This is a genomic window from Streptomyces sp. NPDC004327, assembly GCF_042873935.1.
Classification (GTDB): domain Bacteria; phylum Actinomycetota; class Actinomycetes; order Streptomycetales; family Streptomycetaceae; genus Streptomyces.
In genome coordinates this window covers 61600-82734 of sequence record NZ_JBIAME010000009.1, presented here as the reverse complement: position 1 = coordinate 82734, position 21135 = coordinate 61600, and the positions used below count along the sequence as shown (strand labels likewise).

General features: G+C 73.3%; 17 protein-coding genes. 10 read left to right on the top strand and 7 right to left on the bottom strand.

What is annotated here, in order from left to right:
* The first annotated feature begins 61 nt into the window (after positions 1-61).
* On the top strand, positions 62-625 hold the full coding sequence (locus tag ACFYU9_RS28635; protein ID WP_389208496.1) for a hypothetical protein: 564 nt from the start codon (positions 62-64) through the stop codon (positions 623-625).
* A 57-nt stretch (positions 626-682) separates the two neighbouring features.
* Here ACFYU9_RS28635 and ACFYU9_RS28630 read toward each other — a convergent pair whose 3' ends face one another.
* The 7 genes from ACFYU9_RS28630 to ligD all read right to left on the bottom strand — a co-directional run bounded on the left by ACFYU9_RS28630 (position 683) and on the right by ligD (position 10137).
* The gene (locus tag ACFYU9_RS28630) at positions 683-2164 is read right to left on the bottom strand and encodes a penicillin-binding transpeptidase domain-containing protein (protein WP_389346552.1); all 1482 of its coding nucleotides are present in this window, start codon (positions 2162-2164) and stop codon (positions 683-685) included.
* A 10-nt stretch (positions 2165-2174) separates the two neighbouring features.
* On the bottom strand, positions 2175-3539 hold the full coding sequence (locus ACFYU9_RS28625; RefSeq protein WP_389208500.1) for an FtsW/RodA/SpoVE family cell cycle protein: 1365 nt from the start codon (positions 3537-3539) through the stop codon (positions 2175-2177).
* A 56-nt stretch (positions 3540-3595) separates the two neighbouring features.
* Positions 3596-4885 (bottom strand): histidine kinase dimerization/phospho-acceptor domain-containing protein, encoded by a 1290-nt coding sequence (locus ACFYU9_RS28620; protein ID WP_389208502.1) that lies wholly within the window; start codon positions 4883-4885, stop codon positions 3596-3598.
* Positions 4882-5661 (bottom strand): hypothetical protein, encoded by a 780-nt coding sequence (locus ACFYU9_RS28615; RefSeq protein WP_389346549.1) that lies wholly within the window; start codon positions 5659-5661, stop codon positions 4882-4884. The genes ACFYU9_RS28620 and ACFYU9_RS28615 overlap by 4 nt, the downstream gene beginning before the upstream one ends.
* A 69-nt stretch (positions 5662-5730) precedes the next feature.
* A complete protein-coding gene (locus ACFYU9_RS28610; protein ID WP_389208506.1) occupies positions 5731-7821 on the bottom strand; it encodes a PBS lyase in 2091 nt (696 codons plus the stop codon).
* Between the two features lie 418 nt (positions 7822-8239).
* Complete coding sequence (locus ACFYU9_RS28605; protein WP_389346547.1) at positions 8240-9244, bottom strand: DNA ligase; 1005 nt, start codon at positions 9242-9244, stop codon at positions 8240-8242.
* The gene (ligD, locus tag ACFYU9_RS28600; protein ID WP_389208510.1) at positions 9241-10137 is read right to left on the bottom strand and encodes a non-homologous end-joining DNA ligase; all 897 of its coding nucleotides are present in this window, start codon (positions 10135-10137) and stop codon (positions 9241-9243) included. Before ligD ends, ACFYU9_RS28605 begins: the two co-directional genes overlap by 4 nt.
* Positions 10138-10179: 42 nt before the next feature.
* Here ligD and ACFYU9_RS28595 point away from each other — a divergent pair, with 42 nt between their 5' ends.
* The 9 genes from ACFYU9_RS28595 to ACFYU9_RS28555 all read left to right on the top strand — a co-directional run bounded on the left by ACFYU9_RS28595 (position 10180) and on the right by ACFYU9_RS28555 (position 21060).
* Entirely contained in the window at positions 10180-11277 is a 1098-nt protein-coding gene (locus ACFYU9_RS28595) for a Ku protein (RefSeq protein WP_389346545.1), read from the top strand.
* Between the two features lie 530 nt (positions 11278-11807).
* Positions 11808-12485 carry a response regulator transcription factor gene (locus tag ACFYU9_RS28590; protein WP_389208514.1) on the top strand — a complete coding sequence of 226 codons (678 nt, stop codon included), beginning with the start codon at positions 11808-11810 and terminating at the stop codon, positions 12483-12485.
* A 118-nt stretch (positions 12486-12603) separates the two neighbouring features.
* The gene (locus tag ACFYU9_RS28585; protein ID WP_389208516.1) at positions 12604-13401 is read left to right on the top strand and encodes a hypothetical protein; all 798 of its coding nucleotides are present in this window, start codon (positions 12604-12606) and stop codon (positions 13399-13401) included.
* Positions 13402-13571: 170 nt separating this feature from the next.
* On the top strand, positions 13572-14327 hold the full coding sequence (locus ACFYU9_RS28580) for a 4'-phosphopantetheinyl transferase family protein (protein WP_389208518.1): 756 nt from the start codon (positions 13572-13574) through the stop codon (positions 14325-14327).
* Positions 14328-14655: 328 nt separating this feature from the next.
* Positions 14656-17421 carry an alpha/beta fold hydrolase gene (locus ACFYU9_RS28575; RefSeq protein WP_389208520.1) on the top strand — a complete coding sequence of 922 codons (2766 nt, stop codon included), beginning with the start codon at positions 14656-14658 and terminating at the stop codon, positions 17419-17421.
* A gap of 122 nt (positions 17422-17543) precedes the next feature.
* Positions 17544-18470 carry an NAD-dependent epimerase/dehydratase family protein gene (locus tag ACFYU9_RS28570; RefSeq protein ID WP_389346542.1) on the top strand — a complete coding sequence of 309 codons (927 nt, stop codon included), beginning with the start codon at positions 17544-17546 and terminating at the stop codon, positions 18468-18470.
* A 12-nt stretch (positions 18471-18482) separates the two neighbouring features.
* Positions 18483-18932 carry a nuclear transport factor 2 family protein gene (locus ACFYU9_RS28565; protein WP_389208524.1) on the top strand — a complete coding sequence of 150 codons (450 nt, stop codon included), beginning with the start codon at positions 18483-18485 and terminating at the stop codon, positions 18930-18932.
* Positions 18933-18946: 14 nt separating this feature from the next.
* Positions 18947-19864: a prephenate dehydratase gene (gene pheA / locus ACFYU9_RS28560; RefSeq protein WP_389208526.1), complete on the top strand. Its 918-nt coding sequence runs from the start codon at positions 18947-18949 to the stop codon at positions 19862-19864.
* A 521-nt stretch (positions 19865-20385) separates the two neighbouring features.
* On the top strand, positions 20386-21060 hold the full coding sequence (locus tag ACFYU9_RS28555) for an FMN-dependent NADH-azoreductase (RefSeq protein ID WP_389346540.1): 675 nt from the start codon (positions 20386-20388) through the stop codon (positions 21058-21060).
* The last annotated feature ends 75 nt before the right edge of the window (positions 21061-21135 follow it).

The following is a 21135-nucleotide window of genomic DNA, read 5'->3' as shown; positions in this document are numbered from 1 at the left end:
AAACCAGTGCACGGCACCCTGCGGGGTGCCGTGCACTGCTTTGTCCAGAAAGGTTGAAGCAATGGACCACGCAGGGCGACTCGCCCCCGCCGGACTGGTCTTCCTGGGGCTGATGGACGTGGAGCTCCCGCTCATCCCGCCGCCGCTGGCCAACATGGCCACGGGATACAAGCCGCCGTCCGGGGAATGGCCGCGTTCGGTCGTCGGCCGCGACACCCCGGATTTCGTCACCAGGGCGAACGAAGGCTGGTTCGAGCTCTGCCGCGAAGGGGGCCTCTTCGGGGACGACCGGGAATTCCTGGTCACCGCTCCGCTCCAGGAGGACGGGAAAGACCTGTGGTGGGCGCGCGTCAGGCTGGCCGAATCCTGGGACCTGGTGGGGGCCGGTTCCGCCGCCGCGCTCGGCAGCGGTTTCGGTGAACCCGAGTTCACCACTCTGTCGTTGAGCGGAGACGTCGTCGCCTTCTGCTATGCGCACGGGGCCGCGGTCGGCACCGTCCTGGCCACAGAATTCGCGGATCTCGCGGATCTTCGGAAAATGGCGGAATGGACGGCGGACTATCCGAGAACGCCGAGGCAGCAGAAGGCGGCTGCCCGGAGATGGCTCGACGCCACCGGCGGCTGACCATGCCACCAAGGGCCTCCCCCACCACCACAGTGGTGGGGGAGGCCCTTTCCCGTATCAGCGGTTCGACCGCGCCTCCGCCTCCAACCTCAACCCCTCCGCCATCACCGCCCGCGCGATCGGCGCCGCGCTCCCGCCCCCGCTGATGTCCGTCCTGTTCGCCTCCGCGTCCTCCACCACCACCGCGACCGCCACCGCCGGCTGCGCCGAGTCCGTCGCCTGGGCCCAGGCGATGAACCAGGCGTAGGGGGTGCCCGCGTTGCCGAGGCCGTGCTGGGCCGTGCCGGTCTTGCCGCCGACGAGGGCGTCGGGGAGGGCGGCGTTGGTGCCGGTGCCGTCCTCGACGGCGCGGACCATCAGTTCGCGCAGGCGGGTCGCGGTGGAGGGGGACATCGCCTGGCGGTAGGTGCGGCGGGCCGGGGTGTCGACCGTCGTGCCGCCGGAGGTGGTGGTGCGCTCGATCAGGTGGGGCTGGGCGATCTCGCCGTTGTTGGCGACGGCCGAGGCGACCAGGGCCATCTGGAGCGGGGTGGCCGCCGTGTCGAACTGGCCGATGGAGGAGAGGGCCAGCTGGTCGTCGCTCATGCCGGTGTCGAAGTTCGACTTCGCCACCCATGACGGGATGCGAAGCCCGGTGTCGTCGAAGCCGAAGCCGTGCACCGCCTCCACCATCCGGTCCAGGCCCACCTTCACGCCGAGCCCGGCCATCACGGTGTTGCACGACCACTGGATCGCGTACGCGAGGGACGCGTTCTCGCAGCCGGTGGCCTCGTTGGGCAGCACCTGGCGGGTGCCCGGCAGGACGAACGGGTCGGGTGTCACGGTCGGCGCGTCGACGTCGGTGACCACGCCCGCGTCGAGGGCCGCCGCGGCGGTCACGATCTTGAAGGTGGAGCCGGGCGGATAGGTCTGCCGGATCGCGCGGGCCAGCATCGGCTGGTTCGGCGAGGCGTTGAGCCGCTGCCACGCGGCGGCGACCTCGCGGCCCGTACCGGACAGCACGCCCGGGTCGTACGACGGCGAGGAGACGAGCGCCAGGATCCGGCCGGTCGACGGCTCGACCGCCACCACCGCGCCCCGCTTGCCGGCCAGGCCCCGGAAGGCGGCCCGCTGCATCGTGGCGCGGATGGTGGTGACGACGTCCCCGCCGGGCCGCCGGCCGTGGCTCAGGTCGTTCCACAGCGGGAACGGCGCGAGCATCGGGTCGGTGCCGGAGAGCAGGTCGTCCTCGGCGCTCTCCAGGAGCGTGGTGCCGTAGGTCTGCGAGGCGTAGCCGGTCACCGGTGCGTACAACGGGCCCTGGGTGTAAGTGCGTTCGTAACGCAGCTGCTCGCCGCTGTCCCGGGAGCCGGTGACGGGGCGGCCGTCCACGACGATCTCGCCGCGCGGCTGGCCCCAGCGGGTGATGGCGATCCGCCGGTTGGCCGGGTTGTCGTCGTAGGAGTCGGCCTCGAAGACCATCACCCGGGCCGCGTTCACGAGCAGCGCCACGAGCAGCACGAGGCAGAGCGCGGCGGCCCGCCGGATGTACCGGATCACCTGGTCTCCTTCACTGCGCGTCCTCCGTGATCGGGGCGATGACCCCGGTGTCGGCCATGTCGGGGCGCGGGGCGCGCGCCGAGTCCGAGACGCGTACGAGCAGGGCGACGATGACCCAGTTGGTGACGACCGAGGAGCCGCCCTGGGCGAGGAACGGCATCGCCATGCCGGTGAGCGGGATCAGGCCCATCACGCCGCCGGCGATGACGAAGACCTGGAGCGCGAGGATCGAGGCGAGGCCGATCGCCAGCAGCCGGCCGAAGGGGTCGCGCAGCGCGAGTCCGGCGCGGTAGCCGCGGGCCACGAGCAGCGCGTACAGCAGGAACACGGCGGTCAGGCCCACCAGGCCCAGTTCCTCGCCGACGGTGGCGAGGATGAAGTCGGACTTGGTGGCGAAACCGATGAGCACCGAGTGGCCGAGGCCCAGGCCGGCGCCGAGCATCCCGCCGGCGGCGAAGGCGAACAGCGACTGCGCGAGCTGCCCGGGCCCGTCGCCCGCCCGGATCGAGGCGAAGGGGTCCAGCCAGTCCTGCACCCGGCTGTGCACATGCGGTTCGAGCGAGCCCACCAGGAACGCGCCGGCCGCCGCGAGCAGCAGCCCGACCGCGATCCAGCCGGTGCGCCCGGTCGCCACGTACAGCATGATCACGAAGATGCCGAAGAACAGCAGCGAGGTGCCGAGGTCCCGCTCCAGGACCAGCACGCAGACGCTCAGGCCCCAGATCGCCACGATCGGGCCGAGCACCCGGCCGGTGGGGAACTGGACGCGCCACACCGTGCGGCCGGTGAACGCGAGCGCGTTGCGGTTGGCGGCCAGGTAGGCGGCGAAGAAGACGGCGAGCAGGATCTTGGCGAACTCGCCGGGCTGGAAGGAGAGTCCGCCGATCCGGATCCAGATCTTGGCCCCGTTCACGGCCGGGAAGAAGATCGGCAGGATCATCAGGGCGAGCGCGCCGGCGACGGAGAGGTACGCGTACCGCTGGAGCAGCCGGTGGTCCCGGATCAGCACGATCACCGCGATGAACAGGCCCACGCCGAGCGTCGACCAGACCAGCTGGGTCGGTGCGGCGACGTCGCCGGGCGTCTCCAGGTCGAGCCGGTAGATCAGCGCCAGGCCGAGCCCGTTGAGCAGCACGGCGATCGGCAGCAGCAGCGGATCGGCGTACGGGGCGCGCCAGCGCACCGCGAGATGCGTGACGAGCGCGAGCGCGCCGAGCCCGGCGCCGTAGCGCGCGGCGTCCGGCGGCACGGCGCCGTTCTTGGCGAGACCGACCTCGGCGTAGCCGAGCACGGAGATCAGCACCGCGCCGACCAGGAGGGAGAGCTCCACGCCGCGCCGTTTGGGCACGGTGTCGGTCGGCGGCGGTGCGGTCATGGTCCGCAACGTAGCAAGCAGTAAGCCCTATGTCCCTTTTGTGTGACGGTGAGCCGTCACTCGCCACGCTCGCCGGGCCCGTCGGGCTCGGCGAGCGGGAGCGTCAGCCGGGCCACCGCCCCGCCGCCCGCCGTCCCGCGCGCGTTGCCGAAGACCAGCACGGCGCCGATCGCCTCCGCCTGGCCCACCGCGATCGTCAGCCCGAGACCGTGGCCCTTGCCGCCGCTCTCCGTACGGAAGCGCTGCGGGCCCGACTCCAGGAGATACGCCGGATAGCCGGCGCCGTGGTCCCGGACCGTCACCACCGGCCCGTCCACGGTCAGCACCACCGGCGGCGCCCCGTGCCGGTGCGCGTTCGCCACCAGATTGCCCAGCACCCGCTCCAGCCGCCGCCGGTCCGTCTCCACCCGGGCGTCCCTGACGACCCGCACCTCGGTGTCCGTGCCCGAACCGCGCACGACCCGCTCCGCGAGCGGCCCGAGGTCGTGCACCGCAAGGTCCACCCGCTCGGTGCCGGCGTCGAGCCGCGAGATCTCCAGGAGGTCCTCGGTGAGCGAGCGCATCGCCCGCACCCGGTCCCGCACCAGCTCCGACGGCCGGCCATCGGGCAGCAGCTCGGCCGCCGCGGACAGGCCGGTCAGCGGCGTGCGCAGCTCGTGCGCCACGTCGGCGGTGAACCGCTGCTCGGTCTGCAGCCTGCGCTGGAGCGAGGACGCCATGGTGTCGAGCGCCGCCGCCACCGTGGCCACCTCGTCGAACGGCCGCGAAGGATCCTTCGTACGGGGATCGTCGACGCGCGCGTCCAGATCGCCCGCGCTGATCCGGCTGGCCACCTGCGCCGTCGTGTGCAGCCGCCGGGTGACCCGGGTGACCGCGAACGCGCCGACCAGCAACGTCGCACCGATGGCGAGCGCCGAGGACCAGAGGATCGAGCGGTCGAGGCCGTCGATGGTGGCGGCGGACTGCGTGTAGTCGATGCGGACGGCCAGCGCGCGTCCGTCCGCCGGGCCCGCCGCCCACATCGTCGGCCGGCCGTCGAAGTCGGCCACCATCGTGCCCCGGTCGCCGCGCACCGCCAGGTCCCGCAGCCCGTCCGGCAGCCCCGCCGGGTTCACCCCGGCGAACCGCGGCAGCGGCTCGCCCGCCTCGTACAGCAGGCTCACCTCGGCGAGCCGGGCCAGCGCCTTGTCCCGGGAGTCCCGCACCGTCTGGCCGGCCACCGACACGTGCACCAGGATGCCGAGCAGCGCGGCGAGCGCGCAGCACATCACGGTGATGAAGACCGCGGCCTTCCAGGTGAGCGTGGCCGTCCAGGCCGGCAGCCGGGGCGCCCGGAGCGGGCTCACTGGCCCACCTCGGGCGAGGCCGGCACGGCCGGCGCCGCGGGCGTGAGGGACGGGCTCGGGCTGACGAACTCCGGCGCCGGCACCAGCGAGGCGCCCCGGCCCGGCGGCTTGGTCCGGACGATCTCGTCGCGGGCCGGCAGCATCGCCCGCTGCTGCTCGTCCCAGGACCAGGCCGTGCGGTACTCGTAGCCCGGGATCCCGGCCGAACTCGCCCGCACGATCAGGTCCCGGCCCGCCACGTCGACGCTGACCACCTGGTCCACCGTGGACATGATCCGCGTCAGACCGTCGTTCTCGGCGAGGTAGACGCGGACGCCGAGCTGCTGGTCCGGCATCCGGATGCCGACGATCAGCTCGTCGCGGCCGTTGCCGGTGAGGTCGCGGTAGTACGGCGCGAGCACCGGGCAGTGCGCCCGGTCCTTGGTGCAGGCCAGCACCGCCCGGACGGTCTCCGCGTACAGCCCGTCCTGGCCCGAGCGGTCGTTTCGGTGCGCGCGCACCTCGGCCTGCACGACCGCGAGGGGATCGACCCGGCGGATGTCGTTGTCGGGGACCGGGATGCCGGGCACGCGCTGGGTGTCGGTCTCGCCGTAGTCGATCGGCGGGTTCGTCGCCGGCGGCAGATCGGGCCACAGCCGCACCGGCCCGATGGCTGCGGGGGAGGGCCCGGCGCTCCGCAGGCCGCCCTGGCCGCCGCAGCCGGTGAGCACGGCGGAGCCGAGGGCGAGCAGGCCGACGAGGGCGGCGGGCAGGAGCGGGGAACGGTGGTGTCTCACTCCCCGCTCCTTCCGGCCCGGCATCGGTCTTCCCCTAGACCTTATTCGTAGGGAAGTCCTTTTTGCCTTTCAGAAGAGCGGGCGCTCCATGTGGGCGAGGGCCGCCCGGCACAAGGTGATCAGCTTCTCGTCCTCGTGGACGTCATGGGAGCCCGAGCCGTCGTCCCGGGCGTTGTGCCGGCGTCTTCGGGACAGCTCCGCGCGGATCGCCGGCTCGGCGTCCGCGGCCAGCGGCCCCATCTCGGCCAGACACTCGGCCACGGCCACGCGCGCGTGCCGGTTCTCCTCCCAGGCGGCGAGCAGCACCGGCAGGACGGCCGCCGCCTCGCCGGACACCCGCCACAGCGCGGCCGCCGAGCGCACCCGGACCCACAGGTCGCGCGCGCCCAGACCGGCCCGGAGCGCCGGAGCCGCCTCCGCCGCCGCCGGGCCGATGGCGCCGAGCGCCTGGGCGGCCGCGCACCACTCGGCACCGGTCGTGCCCGGGCGCAGCCAGCGCTCCAGGGCGGCGAGCGCCTCGCCGAGCGAGCCGTCCAGGGACCACACGGCCTGCGCGGCCACCGCCGACACCGCCGCCGACCCGTCGCCGAGCAGCGCCCGCACGTCCGGCAGCGCCTCCCGGGCCACCGGCCCGAACGCGGCGAGCGTCCGCAGACACGCCTCGCGCACCCAGTCCCGCCGGTTCGGCGGCGCCTCGCGCAGCAGCCGCAGCACCTCCGGCAGCGCCTGCGCGCCCCGCACCGCCCCGAGCGCGAAGAGCAGCGGCGCCGCCCGGTCGTACACCAGCTCGTCGAGCTCCACCTCGGCGAGCCGGCGCCGGAGCACCGGCGCGAGCGGCAGCGCGGCCGGACCGAGCGCGTCCACCGCGTACAGCAGCTCGCGCCGCACCTCGCGCTCCTCCAGGGCGCGCGCGAGCAGCGGGATCGCCCGGGCATCACCCGAACGGGCGAGGGCTAGCAGCGCGCCGCCGCGCCCCGCCCGGGCACCGGGACCGGGCAGACCGAGCGGGCCCGCCGGCCACGCGGCGAGCCGGGCCGCGAGCGCGTCGGCCGCCGGCGCGGCGAGCTCGAAGAGCCGCTCCAGGAACGAGGTCGCGGCCTCGCGCAGCCGCGGCTCCGGGTCGCCGAGCTGCTCGCCGACGAGCCGTACGACCTCCTCGTACCGCCCGCGCCAGGCCCGTATCAGACCACCGCACAGCCAGATGGCATCCGACCGCTGCCCCCAGTCGGGGCTGCGCAGCTGCGCCAGGATCAGCGCGATGCGGTCGTCGACGCGGTCGTCGAGCGCGGTGTGCAGGGTGCGCAGCAGCTCCTCCGTCCAGGGCGTGGGGCGGCCCGCGGAGTGCTCCTCCAGCAGCTCGCGGACCTGGCCGATCAGCGTCGGGGCGGCGGCCCGGGGAGTCTCGGCGGGGCGGTCCGGCGGGCAGGCGCGGACCTCGTCGAGCAGGCCCGTGACCCGCTCCACCACGTCCGCGGGGATCTCGGCGGGCGCGCAGCGGGCGAGCTGGGCGAGCGCGGCGAGCCGCAGGCCGGGCGCCTGCGCCACGTACGACAGCCAGCTCAGCCAGTCGACGGTCTCGGCGCGCAGCGACTCGTGCCGCAGCGCGATCCGCCCCACGGCCTCCACCAGCGCCAGGCGCACCTCGGTGTCCCGCTCGATCGTCAGCCGCTCGCGCAGCAGGTTGAGCACATGGCCCGGGTCGGGGTGCAGGGAGGCCAGTGCGCACGGCGCCGCGAGCCGCACCTCGGGGTCGGGGTCGTCGACGAGACAGAGGAACACGTCGGCGCCGGCCGCGATCGCCGCCGCGGCCATCGCGTAGTTTCCCGCCGGGATGAACTCCTCGTCGTCCGGGTCGAGTTCGTCGAGCTCCTCGTCACCGCACAGGTCGATGCCGCCGATGCTGGTCAGCAACTCCACGATGCCGCCCCGGTCCTGCACCGCGGGGTCGGCGACGAGTTCGAGGAGGAAGGGGATGCAGGCGAGCGTCGAGTCGTACACGTCGCCCTGGTGGTGCACCGCGCCGTACATGCCGTCGAGGGCCTGCTCGCGCTCGGCGGGGTCGTCGGAGGCGAGGCCGCGCAGCAGCTCCGGCACGTCGTCCGCGGGGCCGTACGCATGACCCAGCGAGGCCCAGTCGACCTCCTCGATCCCCGTCAGCATGCCAAGGCCGCCTTCCCCGTGAGCGCTGTACCAGGACGCAAGTGTGCACCAACGCACCGACAACAAGGCCCTGCCTGTCGGAGCCTGCCCGGTAAGCCCCGCCCGGGCGTTCGCTTTGCGCCACGTCCGGGCGGGCGCGGGACCCCGGCCGGCCCCCGGCCCGGCGTTCCACCGCACCCCTTACACCCCCTCCGGCCCGTCCGGACCACGCTCCGCGCCCGGCCTACCGGCGCACTTGTGTGCCGGGGCGCGTCACGGGGCGCGCGCGCCGGGCTCACAGGGAGTTTGTCCTGAACGGAGCGGAGCGGAGGGGGAGTCGGGATTCAGCCGTGTGGACGCTTGTCGGCCTGGGGCGGCGTCGTCGGCGTGTCGGGCGGCGCGTCGGGCGGCGTGCCGGGCCCCCCGTCCGCCGCCGTCGTCACCGTCCGCCGCCGTCGTCACCGTCCGCCGGCTCGTCCCGCACCCGTACGTAGCGCGCGATGTCCTGCCGGGTGCGGATCAGCAGCAGCTCCACCGGCAGCGGGTCGGCGAGCGGCCGGACCGGCCCGTGCTCCGGGTCCGTCACCGGCGCGGCGAGCCGCCCGGCCGTCCACTCGGCGACCTCGCGGGCCTGCGGGCCGGTCAGCCGCGGCGTGGTGCGCAGCGCGCGGCCGTCGGGGAGACGGGCGAGGACGGCGTGCGGGCGGTCCGGCGGGCCGAACACCCCGACGAGCAGGGCGTCCTGGGTGTCCGCGTGCCGGACCTTCCGCCACGACCAGGTGTGGCCCGGCCGGTACGCCGAGTTCCACGCCTTCGCCACGATCCCCTCCACGCCCGCCTCGCGCAGCGCGCCGAACCACTCGCGCGCCGTCGCCTCGTCGTCGGTGGCGAGCACCCGCTGGAGCGGCGGGCCGGTGCCGGCGAGGGCCGCGCCGAGCAGCTCCCAGCGCTCGCGCAGCGGCCGGCCGCGCAGGTCGTGGCCGGGCAGGGCGAGCAGGTCGAAGGCGATGTACGAGACGGGGACGCCGGCCCGCTCGCGGTCCCGGTGCGAGCGCAGCAGGTCGGTGAAGCTGAGCCGGCCCTCGCGGTAGGCGCAGAGCTCGCCGTCCAGGACGATGCCGGGCGGCAGCCGCTCGCCCAGGTACGCGGCGACGGCGGGGAACTCGGGGGAGAGGTCGCGGCGGTTGCGGGACTGCAGGAAGACCTGGCCGCCGGCGAGCACGAAGGCGAGCGCGCGGAAGCCGTCGAGCTTCAGGGAGTACTGCAGGCCGCCGGGCGTCGAGCCCTGCGGGGGGATCGCGTCGGCGGCCCTCGGCCGCATGACCTCGACGGGCGGCCGCAGGACCACCTCGCCGTCGTGCCCTGTGCCGCCGTCGTGCCCTGTGCCTCCGGTGTTGCCGGCGTTTCCGGGGTTCCCGGTGTTCCCTCTGTTCTTCGCGCTCATGGCAGCGCTCCCGCCACCGCCGGGTCGAAGAGCGGGGCGAGCAGGTCGCCGCCGTACGCGTCCAGGCGGGGCGGGATGTCGGCCATCAGCAGGAGGAGCCGGTCCGGGTCCCCGGCCGCGGCGGTCTCCTCGACCTCCTCCCAGGTCACGGGCGCGGAGACGGCCGGGAGCCGGCGGGCCCGCAGGGTGTAGGGGGTCGCGGTGGTCTTCGCGGCGGCGTTCTGGCTGTGGTCGACGAAGACCTTGCCCGGCCGCAGCACCTTGGCCATCTTGTGCACCACGAGCCCGGCGAGCTCGGCCTCCGCCTCGACGGCGAGCCGCCGCGCGTAGGCCGAGACCTCCGGCGACGGGGCCGGCTCCAGGGGCGCGAGGAGGTGCAGGCCCTTGGCGCCGGAGGTCTTCGGGTACGCCGTGAGGCCGTCGGCCGCGAGCCGTTCCCGCAGGTGGAGGGCGACCCGGCAGCACTCGACGACGGTCGCGGGCGGGCCCGGGTCGAGGTCCAGGACCAGCCGGTCGGCGACGCCCGGGGAGCCCTCCCGCCACTGCGGGGTGTGGAACTCCACCACCAGGTTCGCCGCCCACATCAGCGACGGCAGGTCCTGGACGAGCACCTGCCGGGCGCGCGGGGCGTCGGAGCGCGGCACCGGGGCGGTCTTCACCCAGGCGGGCGTGCCGGGCGGCGGGTTCTTGGTGAAGAACAGCTGGCCGTCCGGGCCGTCCGGATAGCGCAGGAAGGACACCGGCCGGTCCCGCAGATGCGGCAGGATCACGGCCCCGACGGTGGCGTAGTAGTGCAGCAGCTCGCCCTTGGTGGTGCCGGTGGCCGGGTGGAGGACCTTGTCCAGGTTGCTGAGGGCGATCCGCCGTCCCGCCACCTCTGTGATGGGCGTCATACGATGAGAATCCCACGGTTACCGGTACGAAGGGGTTGAAGCGTGCGATCCATCTGGAACGGGGCCATATCCTTCGGGCTGGTCAGCATCCCGATCAAGCTGGTCAACGCCACCGAGAGCCGCTCGGTCTCCTTCCGCCAGATCCACACCGAGGACGGCGGACGGATCCGCTACAAGAAGGTGTGCGAGCTGGACGGCGAGGAGGTCGCGCAGGCCGAGATCGGCAAGGCGTACGAGGACGCCGACGGGACCATGATCCCGATCACCGACGAGGACCTGGCCGCGCTGCCGCTGCCGACGGCGAAGACGATCGAGATCGTGGCCTTCGTGCCGGCCGGTGAGATCGACCCGCTCCAGATGGACGCCGCCTACTACCTCTCCGCCAACGGCGTGCCCGCCGCCAAGCCGTACACCCTGCTGCGCGAGGCGCTGAAGCGCAGCGACCGGGTGGCGGTGGCGAAGTACGCGCTGCGCGGGCGCGAGCGGCTCGGCATGCTGCGGGTGGTCGACGACGTGATCGCCATGCACGGGCTGCTCTGGCCGGACGAGATCCGCGCCCCGGAGGGCGTCGCGCCGGAGACCCCGGTGACCGTGCGCGAGGCCGAACTCGACCTGGCTGACGCCCTGATGGCCACGCTCGGCGAGGTCGACATCACCAGCCTGCACGACGACTACCGCGAGGCCGTCGAGGAGATGATCGCCGCCAAGGCGGAGGGCGGCGCCGGACTGGTGCCCGCGGAGCCCGCGGAGGCGGGCGGCGGCAAGGTCATCGACCTGATGGCGGCCCTGGAGAGCAGCGTGCGCGCGGCGAAGGAGGCCCGCGGCGAGTCGGCCGAGGTCACCGAGCTGCGGCCGCGGAGCCGGACGGCGGCGTCCCGGGCCGAGCCCAAGGAGACCGGGGCGAAGAAGTCCACGGCGAAGACCGCGGCGAAGAAGACGGCGGCGCCGGCCCGCAAGTCCACGGCGAAGACCGCGGACACGGGGAAGACGGCGAAGAAGCAGCCCGCGAAGGCCGTGAAGTCCACCCGGGCCGCGAAGTCCGCGAAGACCGCGAAGACCGCGAAGACCGCCAAGTCCTCCTCGGCCGCCGCGGCGAAGGAGCCCGCGAAGAAGGCGACCCCGCGCAAACGGACCGCCTGAGCCCCGAACCTCCGGTTCCGACACTATGGCCGGAAGTGACCCCCACCACACCCCTTCGCGGCCTCCGGTAAAGAACCTCCCATGCCGGATCCAGGAAGTCTCAATATGTGGAACGGAGGTTCGGCGCACATGCCTGTGGGCAGCGCACACGGATGTTCCTGACTGTTTTCGGCCGAGCCTCGGAACGCCCTGACCGGCGGGGCCGCCCCGATGTGCCGTCCGGGCCCTGCCCAAAGAACCACGGAGGGTGTCCGGAACGTTTCGTCCGACACTGTCCGCACACCCGCGCCGTGTATCCTCGGAGATTAAAAAAATTCACCGAACATTCCCGAGCGATTCGATGATCCGCGTTACTCCGTCGACATGACGTGTTTACGTCGGGGATCTTTGACAAAGCGAAGCGGCGGTTTTTAGACTCCTGGGGACACTAGTCCATGGGGGAGATGATGAGTCAGCGTACGCAAGAAAAACCCGCACCTCACATACCTGCACCTCGCATATCGGAAAACCTATTTCCCGTCGCCGCCGCGGTGGCCGCCGCGACCGGCGAAACCTGGCGGATCCTGGTGGTGGAGCGCGACCTCACGTACGCGGAGTCGCTGATGGCGGGCCTCCGCCGGCACGGCCACCAGGTCACCCGGGTCGAGACGGGCGGCGCCGCCCTCCAGGTCTACGGCAACACGGACCTCGTCCTCATCGACCTCGAACTGCCCGATCTGGACGGCCTCGAGGTCTGCCGGGCCATCCGCGCCGCGGGCGACACCCCGGTCATCGCGCTCACCGCGCGCGGCACCGAGCTCGACCGGGTCCTCGGTCTGCAGGCCGGCGCCGACGACTACATGGTCAAGCCGTACGGCTTCCACGAGCTGATGGCCCGCATGCACGCCGTCATGCGCCGCTCCCGTCCCCGGCCGCAGACCGTGGACGTCATCGACCAGGGCCCGCTGCGCATCGACGCCGGCGCCCGGCAGGTCAGTCTGGACGGAAAGCGGATCGACGTCACCCGCAAGGAGTTCGACGTCCTTTATCTGCTCGCCTCCAATCCCGGAAACGTCGTGCCCCGTAAAAGGCTCATGCAGCAGATCTGGGGGGATTCCTGGTCCCGGCGGACCGTCGACACGCATGTCAGCAGCCTGCGCAGCAAGCTCGGCTGTCCTGACTGGATCGTCACCATTCGCGGAGTCGGATTCCGACTCGGCCACGGGTGAAAATCCGGTGGGTTTCGGTATCCATTCCGCTCATTGCGCATTTCGGCAGGCTTCGGAACAGGACGGGAAAAAGAAAATGACTCACCCGGGAACGCACATTCCCGCACGGACGGTGTGCGTGGGCGAGGAATGCAGGCGAAACGCCGCCGACGGCGGCACGAAACGACCGGCGCGGCCGGGGCTCCGGCTCTGCCCCGCCTGTCTCACCCGGCTCGTCGCCACGGTCGAGGAGCTGCCCGGCCTGTACGCCGAGTGCGAGCGGCTGCTCGCCGGCGGCCCCGCACGCCGCGGCGGCGAACGGCGCGGCACCGGCGGCGCACCCGCCGGGATCCCCCTCAACGGCCCGGCGGCCGAGGTGCGTTCGGCGATCGTCGCCACCCTCGCCTCCTGGAGCGGACTCATCGCCGACGAGCGCCGCTTCCCGGCCCCCCGGCGGACCCCGGCGCACCTCGCGGCCTTCGTGCTGCGCAGCACCGAGTGGCTCGCCGCCCACCCGGCCGTCGCCGACGCCACCCGCGAGCTGCACCGGCTGGCCGGCGCGGCCCGCCGGGTGGCCCGCGCCGAACCCGCGCGCGAACTGCCGGTCGGGCCCTGCGTGGAGCCCGGCTGCACGGGACGGCTCGCCGTGCCGCCCGGCGCCCGGCACATCGAGTGCGACGCGCACCCGGCGCACCGCTGGGGCGCGCCCGACTGGTCCCGGCTGCGCCGCGCGGCCGCCCCGGAATCGGGCGAACGCTGGCTCACCGCCCGGGACATCGCCGAACTCTTCGGCGCGCCCACCGGCACCGTGTACCGCCTCGCCAGCGAACAGCGCTGGCGCCGGCGCAACCACAGCGGCCGCACCTACTACGCCGAGACCGACGTCCACGGCAGCTTCAGCCGCCGCACCCCGGCGACGACGACCTGCCGCGGCTGACCGGGGCGCGCCGCGCCCCCGCGTCCGGCCACAGCCCCGTCACCCCGTAGCCGCGACGGCGGCAGCCACCGCGACCGCACCACCGCGACCCCGTCGCCCCGCCCGCCCACGAGGCCGGCGGGGCGACGCCGTACCCGTGCCCGTCGCCCCGCCCGTGAGGACACCGAACGATGCAGGCCGAAGCCTGGCTCCTGGAACTCCCCGAGCACGCCCGCACCCACACGCCCGCCCCCGACCTCGACACCTCCACCCTCGACGCCCGGGAACGCGAGCGCGCCGCCGCCTTCCTGCGGCCCGCAGACCGCCGGCTCTACACCGCCGCGCACCTCGCGCTGCGCGCCGTCCTCGGGCGGCTGCTCGGCGAGCGGCCCGGAGACCTGGTCTTCGCCCGGGAGCCGTGCCCGTGCTGCGGGGCCGCGCACGGCCGCCCCGTGCTCGCCGTGCCCGAACCGCCGGTGCACTTCTCGCTCTCGCACACCGAGGGCCGGGTCCTGATCGCGACCGCGCCCGTCCCGGTCGGCGCCGACGTCGAACGCGCCCCCGGCCCCCCGGCCGTACGGGACCTGCTGCCCGCCCTGCACCCGCGCGAGCGCTCCGAGGTCGAGGCCGCGGCCGACCCGGAGCGGGCCGCCGCCGTCCTGGGCCGCGTCTGGGCGCGCAAGGAGGCGTATCTGAAGGGCATCGGCACCGGCCTCGGCCGGTCCACCACGCTGGACGACCTCGGCGGCGACCCGGCCCGCGAGCCCGGCCGTCATCCGGCCGGCTGGAGCGTGTACGACCTGCCGTGCGGCCCCCGCCACCACGGCGCCCTCGCCGTCCGCGCCGCCCGGCCGGCCGACGGCGCGCCCCGCCTCCACCTCCTCGCGTCCCCGACCGAAATCCCCGAGCGAGCCGACGACAACCCGCACACTCCGACCGGGATTTGAGAATCCCGACACTTCTCTGACATGGTGCCCATTGAACCCGGCGGCCCGTCCGAAGAAGCTGGTTGTCAAGGTCCGGTGCGTTGCCTCCACCGTGTGACCCGCCTCGCCGGAAGCACCCTTTCGGCCCGGCCGATCCCCGTTCCCCCCACGAAGCCCGACGCCGCCGTCGTGCCGCTCACCCCGCGGCCGGCGGCGGCCGTGTTTGACGGACCCGTCACACACGCCCGTCACACACGCCCGTCACAGGGACCCGCACGCGAACCGTCGACACGGCCCCGCGCGGAGCACCCGCACCGCACACCCCACTCAGCCGAGAGAGGACATCGCCATGACCGTGGCCATCCCATCGATACGGACCGTCGCCGACCTGCTGCTCCAGGCGGCGGAGGACCACCCCGGCAACGGCGTCCTCTACCACGAGGGCGATGCCACCTCCCAGGACAGCCACCTCCAGCCGTACCCCGAGCTGGTCCGCGAGGCCCGCCGGGTCCTCACCGGCCTGCGCACGCGCGGCCTGGAGCCGCAGGACAAGGTCGTGCTGCTCCTGGACCGCCCGCAGGAGTTCCTCACCGCCTTCTGGGCCTGCCTCCTCGGCGGCTACATACCCGTGCCGATGGCCCCGCTCGGCGGCGACCCGGAGCGCTGGGCGGCGCAGCTCGGACACGTCAACACCCTCCTGGACCAGCCGCTTGTCGTCACCAGCGAGTCGCTCGCCGCCGAACTGCCCCGCGTCGAGGGCCTGGCCGTCACCGCCCTGGAGACGCTCTACGCGGACGACCCGGCCGACACCGCGACGCTGCACGAGGCCGCGCCCGAGGACACCGCGCTGCTCGTCCTCACCTCCGGCTCCACCGGCAACTCCAAGGCCGTCATCCTCACCCACGCCAACCTGCTCGCCTCCATGGCCGGCAAGAACAGCGCCCACCGCATCGGCGCCGACGACATCTCGCTCAACTGGGTCTCCTTCGACCACGTCGCCGCGCTCCTGGAGTGCCACCTGCTGCCGCTGTCCGTCGGCGCCACCCAGCTGCACGTCCAGGCCGCCGTCGTCCTCGGCGAGCCGCTGGACTTCCTGCGGCTGATCTCCCGCTACGGCGTCACCATGACGTTCACCCCGAACTTCCTGCTCGGCCTGCTCAACGCCGCCGCCGACCGGCTCACCGAGCACGGCCCGGTGGACCTGTCGAAGCTGCGCCACATCATCAGCGGCGGCGAGGCCGTCGTCCGCACCACCGGCGAGAGCTTCCTGGAGCGCTTCGCGCCGCACGGCCTGAAGAACGACACCCTGTGGCCCGCCTTCGGCATGACCGAGACCTGCGCCGGCTCCATCTACTCCCGCGAGTTCCCGCTCTCCGACCAGGGCCAGGAGTTCGCCAACCTCGGCCGCCCCGTCGAGGGCCTGCGGATCCGCGTCGCCGACGAGCAGGACCGGCCGCTCGGCGAGGGCGAGGTCGGCGAACTCCAGCTCACCGGCGGGATGATCACGCCCGGCTACCACAACAACGAGCAGGCCACGAAGGACGCCTTCACCGCCGACGGCTGGTTCCGCAGCGGCGACCTCGGCCGGATCGACGAGGGCCGGCTCACCCTGGTCGGCCGCAGCAAGGACAGCATCATCGTCAACGGCGTCAACTACTTCAGCCACGACATCGAGACCCTGCTCCAGGAACTCGACGACGTCGCCCGCTCCTACGTCGCCGCCTTCCCGACCCGCGCCCCCGGATCCGACACCGAGCAGCTGGTCATCGCCTTCCACCCGGAGACCGAGGAAGGCGACGAACTCGCCCTCTACCGCGTGCTCTCCGCCGTCCGCTCCAGCGTCGTCATGCACTGGGGCTTCCGCCCCTCGCTGATCCTGCCGCTGCCCAAGGACGCCTTCCCCAAGACCAGCCTCGGCAAGATCCAGCGCCCGCTCATGCGAAAGCGCCTCGAGTCGGGCGCGTACGCGCAGACCGCCGACGCCGTCGCCGACCTGATCCTGCGCCGCCTCGGCGGCTACACCGCGCCCGAGGGCGAGACCGAGACGGTCCTCGCCGGGATCTACGCCGAGATGTTCGACACCGACCCGGCGAAGCTGAGCGCCACCGCCAACTTCTTCGACCTCGGCGGCACCTCGCTCGACATCCTGCGGCTGCGCAGCCTGGTCGCCCAGCGCCTCGGCGCGAAGGACCTCCAGATCATCACCGTCCTCACCAACCCGACCGTGCGCCGGCTCGCCGCCCGGCTCGCCGAGGACGCCGGGGGCGTCGTGGAGCGCCCGTACGACCCGATCGTGCCCATGCAGGTCATCGGCGACAAGACGCCGCTGTTCTGTGTCCACCCCGGCGTCGGCGAGGTCCTGGTCTTCGTCAACCTCGCCAAGTACTTCGTCGGCGACCGGCCGTTCTACGCGCTGCGCGCCCGCGGCTTCAACCCCGGCGAGAAGCCCTTCGAGAGCTTCGACGAGATGGTCTCCACCTATGTGGCGGCCATCCGCGAGAAGCAGCCGCACGGCCCCTACGCGCTGGCCGGCTACTCCTACGGCGGCGCCGTCGCCTTCGAGATGGCCAAGGTCCTGGAGGCCGAGGGCGAGAAGGTCGACTTCGTCGGCAGCTTCAACCTGCCTCCGCACATCAAGTACCGCATGGACGAGCTCGACTTCGTCGAGACCGCCGCCAACCTCGCCTTCTTCCTGGCGCTCATCGACAAGAAGCAGTCGCTGGAGCTTCCGAAGCAGCTGCGCCACCTGTCGAAGGAGGACCAGCTCGCCTACTTCATCGACAACGCGCCGCAGGCCCGGCTCGCCGAACTCGATCTGGACCTGACAAAGTTCACGGCCTGGGCCGAGCTCGCCGACGGCCTCACCAACCTGGGCCGCACGTACTCCCCGTCCGGCCGGGTGCGGGGCATGTCGGTGTTCTACGCGATCCCGCTGCGCGGCACCAAGGAGGACTGGCTCAACAACGAGCTGAGCCGCTGGAAGGAGCACTCCGACGACGTCAACTTCATCGACGTCCCCGGCGAGCACTACACGCTCATGGGCCCGCAGCACGTGGCCGGCTTCCAGTCGATCCTCCGCAAGGAACTCGACCGGGCGCTCGGCGACGGCAAGTAAGCCACCGCGCACTCCACGCACTGCGCGCACTGCGCGCGGCCACGCGCTTCACGCACTCCCGCGTTCCGCGCGTTTCACGCACTTTTCAGCACGTCAGATCAATCTGAGGGGATTGAACCACCATGCAGGGCAAGAAGATCCTGGTCACCGGCGGCACCGGGCAGGTGGCCGGCCCGGTCGCCAAGGCGCTGGCCGAGGACAACGACGTCTGGGCGCTCGGCCGCTTCGGCACCCCGGGCGCGGAGGACGCGCTGCGCGAGCACGGCATCACCACCTTCCGCTGGGACATGAACGACACCGGCGAGGGCGGCCTCAAGGGCCTTCCCGAGGACTTCACGCACGTCATCCACTCCGCCGTGAACCGCGGCGAGGACGGCGACTTCAACACCGCCATCGAGGTCAACACGGTCGCCGCCGGCCGCCTGATGACCCACTGCCGGACCGCCGAGGCGTTCCTGTACGTGTCGACCGGCGCGCTCTACAAGCGCCAGACGCTCGACCACAAGTACAAGGAGACCGACCCGGTCGACGGCGTCGCCGACTGGCTGCCGGCCTACCCGGTCGTCAAGATCGCCACGGAGGGCGCGGTCCGCGCGTACGCGCAGACGCTCGGCCTGCCCACCGTCATCGCCCGCCTCAACATCGCCTACGGGCCCGGCGGTTACGGCGGCGTGCCGATGATCTACTTCAAGCGGATGCTCGCCGGCGAGCCCATCCCGGTCCCCGTCGAGGGCCAGAACTGGTGCTCGCTGCTCTACACCGACGACCTGATCGAGCAGGTCCCGCACCTGTGGAACGCGGCCACCGTGCCCGCCACTCTCACCAACTGGGGCGGCGACGAGTCCGTCGGCATGACCGACTGCGTCCGCTACCTGGAGGAGCTCACCGGCGTCGAGGCCAAGCTCGCGCCGAGCGAGGTCACCCGCGAGACCTACCAGTTCGACCCGACCCTGCGGAAGCAGCTCACCGGCCCCTGCAAGGTCGACTGGCGCGAGGGCATCCGCCGCACGGTCGAGTCCATGTATCCCGAGTACGCGAAGAAGGCCTGAGGCAGCACGCACATGACCACCACGACCACCACCACGACTCCCACCACGAACGCGGCCCCGAACCCGGCCGCGAGCAACCTGGACCTGATCCACGCCGCCTACGCGGCCTTCCGCGACCGTGACGTCGACGCGCTGGTCGCGACCATGGCCGAGGACATGCAGTGGATCCACCCCGAGACCATGGAGAAGTACGGCCTCGGCGGCACCAAGCACGGCCACGCCGGCGTCCGCGCCTTCCTGGCCCACGTCCCCAGCGTGCTCGGCGGCATGAAGCTCCAGCCGCTGGAGTTCCTGGACAACGGCGACCGGGTCGTCGTCTTCGGCGTCCGTGACGTCACCTCCCGCTCCGGCCACACCGAGACGCTGCAGTTCGTCCACTCCTGGACGTTCCGCGACGGCAAGGCCGTCCGCATGGAGGACATCTTCGACACGGTCGCGTTCCACCGGGTGATCGAGAGCTGACGGGTGCCCCGGCCATGACCTTCGCCTCATACGGCTATCTGGGCCCGGAGGGCACCTTCACCGAGGCGGCGCTGCGCAGGCTGCCCGGCTACGCGGACGAGCTGCCGCGCCGGCCGTACCCCAGCGTGCCGGCGGCGCTCGACGCCGTCCGGCGCGGTGACTGCGCGGTCGCCGTCGTCCCGCTGGAGAACTCGGTGAAGGGCGTCGTGCCCGCCACCATGGACCAGCTGGCCGAGGCGGAGCTGCACATCACCGGCGAGGTGGAACTCGCGGTGACGTTCGCCCTGATGGCGCCGGAGGGCACGGAGCTCGCGGACGTACGGGAGGTGGTCAGCCACCCGCACGCGCTCGCGCAGTGCGCCGGATGGCTGGCCGAGCACCTGCCGGCCGCCCGCACCGTGCCCGCCGACTCCACGGCGGCCGCGGCGGCGGGCGTCGGCGGCACGGCCGGGGCGGCGGCCATCGCCGCCCCGCAGGCGGCCGAGCGGTACGGTCTGACGGTCCTGGCCGAGGGCCTCGGCCGCCGCGGCGGAGCGGTCACCCGCTTCGTCGCGGTCGCCCCGGCCTGGCTCCCGCCCGCCCGCACCGACCGCGACCGCACCTCCCTCGTCGTCAGCACCCCCGACGGCGGCCCCGCCCGCCTCGCCGACGTCCTCGGCCTCTTCTCCGGCCGCGGCATCGAGGTCAGCCGCGTCCACTCCTGGCCCACGGGCGAACGCCTCGGCAGCTACCGCTACTTCGTCGACCTCGACGGCCACGTCGAGAACCCGGCCCTCCGCGGCGCCCTCTCCGCCCTCCCCGAAGTCGGCGCGGGAGCCCGCTTCCTCGGCAGCTACCCCCGCTGGTCCGGCACGGCCGCCACCACACCGAAGGGCCCCGGCAACGGCGCCGGCCCCGAGTACGCCTTGTCGAGCACGCGAACGGCCGCCTGAGGGAGGGGCCGTCGGGCGCCTCACGCGGGGGCGGAAGGCGGGTTGCCCCGGTAGGCGCTCCGGAAGGTGCTCCGGCCGGTGTCCCGGCAGGTCTCCTGGAAGGTGTCCTGGTGGGTCTCCCGGCAGGTGTCCCGGCAGGTGTCCCGGTCGGGTTCGTGGCTGCGGGGTGGTCCGGCAATGGCGCCGGTTCCGCCGCGGGGCCGGTGTCCGGGGCGCGGTGGGCCCACGCGGTCCGCACGTTGTCCTCACGCCTGGCGCGGGCCGGGCGCCCGGCCGCGGCCGGGGTCTTGGCCGCGGAGTCCGGCAACGGCGCCGGTTCCGCCGCCTCGTACGGCTCCCGGCCGTGCGGCAGGTCATCGGCTCCCGCCCTCCCGGGAGCCGGCCCGCCCCCGTCCGTCAGGCGGGCCAGGTCGGGCGCCACCTCCCCGGCGCCCGGCCGCCCGGGCACCCCGGGGGGCCGGACCGGCCCTCGCCCCACCCATCCCACCCGCCCCACCCCGGACCGTCAGGAGAGATCACCCATGTCCACGCTCCTCCACATCGACACCAGCGCCCGGCTCGGGTCCACCACCCGGCGGGTCACCGCCGAGTTCGCCGCGTCGTGGCGGGCCGCGCACGAGGGCGGGGCGATCGTGTACCGCGACCTGGGGCGCGCGCCCGTGCCGCACGTCGACGGCGCGCAGATGGCCGTCATGCAGCGGATCGAGACGGCCGGCGTGCGTGACCTCGACGAGGCGCGCGGGGCGGCGCGGACGGTGGAGGAGAAGGAGAGCTGGGACGTCACCTGGGAGCTGGTCGACGAGCTGCTCGCGGCCGACACGATCCTTCTGGGCCTGCCCATGCACAACTTCTCGATGCCGTCCACGTTCAAGGCGTGGCTCGACCGGGTCGTCGTCCCGCCGCTGGTCGTCGACCCCGAGACCGGCACCGGCCCGCTGGCCGGGAAGCGGGTCGTCGTGGTCACGGCGCGCGGCGGCGCGTACGGCCCGGGGACGCCCCGGCACGCCTACGACTTCCAGGAGCCGTATCTGAGAGCCGCGTTCAGCATGATCGCGCTCGCGGACGACCTGACCTTCCTGCACGCCGAGATGACCAAGTCCGGCCACGTCCCGCGGCTCGCCGGCTTCCAGCAGATGGCCGCCGAGTCGTTGAAGGCGGCGCTCACGGGCGCGCGCGAGCACGCCCGCCGCGCCTGACCCGTACCGGCTGCTCCGTACACACGTACACACGTACACACGTACACACGTACACACGTACACACGTACACACGG